General features: G+C 74.3%; 4 protein-coding genes. 2 read left to right on the forward strand and 2 right to left on the reverse strand.

Going from position 1 to position 3,879, the window contains the following annotated elements:
* Together HLB09_RS14220 and HLB09_RS20130 are read left to right on the forward strand one after the other, a co-directional pair.
* Window positions 1-1,215: type III polyketide synthase (locus HLB09_RS14220; protein ID WP_212771116.1), on the forward strand; the 1,215-nt coding region annotated here is incomplete at its 5' end.
* On the forward strand, window positions 1,212-1,736 hold the full coding sequence (locus tag HLB09_RS20130) for an isoprenylcysteine carboxyl methyltransferase family protein (RefSeq protein WP_171203997.1): 525 nt from the start codon (window positions 1,212-1,214) through the stop codon (window positions 1,734-1,736). The genes HLB09_RS14220 and HLB09_RS20130, both read left to right, overlap by 4 nt.
* A gap of 91 nt (window positions 1,737-1,827) precedes the next feature.
* Here the strand turns inward: HLB09_RS20130 and HLB09_RS14230 are convergent, their stop codons facing one another.
* Together HLB09_RS14230 and HLB09_RS14235 are read right to left on the reverse strand one after the other, a co-directional pair.
* Entirely contained in the window at window positions 1,828-3,285 is a 1,458-nt protein-coding gene (locus HLB09_RS14230; protein ID WP_171203999.1) for a catalase, read from the reverse strand.
* A gap of 190 nt (window positions 3,286-3,475) precedes the next feature.
* Window positions 3,476-3,879, reverse strand: a 404-nt coding sequence (locus HLB09_RS14235; RefSeq protein ID WP_171203998.1) for a Fur family transcriptional regulator, incomplete at its 5' end; no start/stop codon positions are given.

Raw genomic sequence — 3,879 nt, forward strand, 5'->3', positions numbered from 1 at the left:
GCGCCCGCCGTCGCGACCCGGCCGGGCGCGGCGCAGGATGGGTGGCGCCGCGCAGCCCAGCGGCGGCGCGCGCCACGAAGGAGCCCCATGACCCGCATCGTCTCCGTCGGCACCGCCGTGCCGCCGCGCACGTCCGCGCAGGCGGACATCACCGACGCCTTCAGCCAGGTCATCGCCTCGGGCGGGGAGCTCGACGGTCCCCGCCGCGCCCTGCTGCACCGCCTGCACGGCAACACCGGGGTCCGCCAGCGGCACCTGGCGCTGCCGCTCGAGGAGTACCCGCAGCTCGACGGCTTCCGCTCCGCCAACGACGCCTACGTGCGGGTGGGGCTCGAGCTGGGCGAGCGCGCCGTGCGGCAGGCCCTCGGGCGCGTCGGCCTCACGCCCCAGGACGTCGACGTCCTCGTCCTCGCCAGCACCACGGGCGTCGCGGCGCCGTCGCTGGACGCCCGCCTCGTCGAGCCGCTGGGGCTCCGGCCGGACGTCAAGCGGATGCCGCTCTTCGGCCTCGGCTGCGTGGCCGGCGCGGCGGGCGTCGCCCGCGTGCACGACCACCTCCGCGGGGACCCGGACGCCGTCGCCGTGCTCCTCGGCGTCGAGCTGTGCTCGCTCACGGTGCAGCGCGACGACACGTCCACCGCCAACCTCGTCGCGTCCGGGCTCTTCGGCGACGGCGCCGCGGCCGTCGTCCTCCTCGGGGACCGGCGCGCCGCCGAGCTGGGCCTGCCCGGCCCTGAGGTCGTGGGCGCCCGCAGCCGCTTCTACCCCGACACCGCGGGCGTCATGGGCTGGGACGTCGGCGGCAGCGGGTTCCGCATCGTCCTGACGACGAGCGTCACCGACGTCGTCCGGCAGTACCTGGCCGACGACGTCACCGGCTTCCTCGGCGGCCACGACCTCGCGACGGGCGACGTCGCCCGCTGGGTCGCCCACCCGGGCGGGCCCAAGGTGCTCGAGGCGGTGACCGAGGTCCTCGGGCTGCCGGACGACGCCCTCTCCCGCTCGTGGGAGAACCTCGCCGAGAACGGCAACATGTCGTCGGTCTCGGTGCTCCACGTCCTGGCCGAGACGCTGGCGGAGCCGCCCGCCGACGGCGACCACGCGCTGATGTTCGCCATGGGCCCCGGCTTCTGCGCCGAGCTCGTCCTCCTCCGGTGGCCGCAGGCCGCCGCGGTGGCGGGCGACGGCCGGGCCGGCGCCGCGGTGGCGGCGTGAGCGTCGGGGTCTACGCCGTCGTCGTCCTGCTCGTCGCGGTCGAGCGGCTGGCCGAGCTCGTCATCTCGCGCCGCAACCTGGCGTGGGCGCTGCGTCGCGGCGGGTTCGAGGCAGGGCGCGGCCACTTCCCCGTCATGGTGGCCCTCCACACGGGCCTGCTCGTGGCCTGCCTCGTGGAGGTCGTCGTGGCGGACCGGCCCTTCGTGCCGGCGCTCGGGTGGACCATGCTCGCGCTGCTCGTGCTCACCGAGGCGACGCGCGCCTGGGTCATCGCCACGCTGGGGCGGCAGTGGAACACCCGGGTCGTCGTCGTCCCCGGCCTGCGCCGGGTCACCCGTGGCCCCTACCGCTGGCTGAGCCACCCCAACTACGTCGTCGTCGCCGTCGAGGGCGTCGCCCTGCCGCTGGTCCACACCGCGTGGGTCACGGCCGTCGTCTTCACGGTGCTCAACGCCGCGCTGCTGCTGCTCGTGCGCATCCCCGCCGAGGAGCGGGCCCTGGCCCGCCTGCGCACCTCCTGAGGCGCGGTGAGCGGCCTCCACGGCCCGGACCGGACGCACGAGGGGCCCGGGAGCAGCGTCTCCCGGGCCCCTCGCGCGTGAGGTCGAGCGGTCAGCGCTTCTCGGCCTCGTCGCCCGGCGTCGTGGGCGAGGCGCTCGTCGTGGGTGCCGACGACGGCTTCTGCTCGCGCACGGCCTCCTCGATGCGGTCGCCCGTCTCCTTGTCGATGTTCCGCCAGTAGGCGAAGGCCCGCTCGAGCACCGGCTCGGAGACGCCGTTGAGCAGGTGGCCCGACACGTTGGTCACGAGGCGGCTGCGCGCGCCGTCGTCCATGACCTCGCGGACGAGCGTGCCGGCCTGGCCCCAGTCGTCGTCCTCGGCGTGGTCGAGGTAGGCCGTCCGCGCCGTCGGGCCGCCCGCCGTCCACCCGGGCGTCTCGCCGGCGCGCTGCGGGTCCGCGACGGGGCCGCCGGAGCTGCTCGGCTGGTAGACGGGCTGCGTCGGGGGGTTCCAGCGGTACGCCATCGCCCCCTCCTTGGCGTACGTGCCGAGCGGGGCCACGGGCGCGTTGACCGGGAGCTGGGTGTAGTTGGTGCCGATGCGGTACCGGTGCGCGTCGGCGTAGCTGAACATCCGACCCATGAGCATCTTGTCGGGGCTCGGCCCGATGCCCGGCACCATGTTGTTGACGTCGAAGGCGGCCTGCTCGATCTGGGCGTGGAAGTTCTCGGGGTTCGTGTCCAGCGTCATCCGGCCGACCTCGACCAGCGGGTAGTCCTTCTGCGACACGGTCTTCGTGACGTCGAAGATGTTGTGCCGGTAGGACTCCGCCTCGGCGACGGGGATGACCTGGACGTGCATCGTCCAGCTCGGGAAGTCGCCCTCGGCGATCTTCGCGAAGAGGTCCTGGCGGTGGTGGTCGGGCGACGCCCCGGCGATGCGGTCGGCCTCGTCCTGCTCGAGGAACTCGTTGCCCTGGTCGGTCTTCAGGTGGTACTTGACCCAGAAGGCCTCGCCCTCAGCGTTGACCCACTGGAACGTGTGCGAGCCGTAGCCGTTCATGTGGCGCCAGGTGCGCGGCACACCGCGGTCGCCCATGAGGACGACGACCTGGTGCGCGCTCTCGGGGGAGAGGGTCCAGAAGTCCCACTGCATGTCGTTGTCGCGCAGGCCGGACGCGGGCAGGCGCTTCTGCGAGCGGATGAAGTCCTGGAACTTCATGGCGTCCTTGACGAAGAACACCGGCGTGTTGTTGCCGACGAGGTCGTAGTTGCCCTCGCTCGTGTAGAACTTCAGCGCGAAGCCGCGGGGGTCGCGCCAGGTGTCCGGCGTGCCCTGCTCGCCGGCCACCGTCGAGAAGCGCGCCAGCATCCGGGTGGTCGTCCCGGGCTGGAAGAGGGCGGCGCGCGTGTACCGGCTCACGTCGCCGGTGACCTCGAAGGTGCCGAAGGCGCCGCCGCCCTTCGCGTGGACGACGCGCTCGGGCACGCGCTCGCGGTTGAACTGCGCCATCTTCTCGATGAGGTAGTGGTCCTGGAGCAGCGTCCCGCCGCCGGGGCCCTGCGTCATCGAGTGCTCGTCGCTGCCGGCGGGGATGCCGGCGTTGCTGGTGGTCCAGGTCGCCTCGGCGGTCACGGTGGGTCCTCCTGCTGGTCTGCGGAGAGGTCGTCGGTACGACGACCTGCCCCCACACCGTGCGTGCCGGGGGAGCGGCCCGCATCCCCGGGAGGGCTCTTCGCGGCCGGCTCGCCGGTCGCTCTCAGCCGGCGGCGCAGCGCGCGCAGGTTCCCCAGTAGATGACCTCGGCCTCGTCGACGACGAAGCCGTCCAGAGCGGCGTCGCCGCTGGTGCGCGCGCCACGGGGGCGCGCGGGCTCGAGGCACGGGGCGGCCCCGGTGGCGCAGTCGACGTCGCGCACCTCGCCGCAGCCGCGGCACACGAGGTGGTGGTGGTTGTCGTCGACGCGCAGCTCGAAGCGCGCCGGGGAGCCCGCCGGCTCGATGCGGCGGACGAGCCCGGCGCGGTGAAGGGCGCCGAGGACGTCGTAGACCGCCTGCACGGAGACGCTGCCGATGCGGGCCCGGACGCCGCGGGCGACGTCGTCGGCGTCGGCGTGGGGCTGGTCGGCCAGGACGGCGAGGGCCGCGACGCGCGGCGCGGTCG

Source organism: Pseudokineococcus marinus (assembly GCF_013004605.1).
Classification (GTDB): Bacteria; Actinomycetota; Actinomycetes; order Actinomycetales; family Quadrisphaeraceae; genus Pseudokineococcus; species Pseudokineococcus marinus.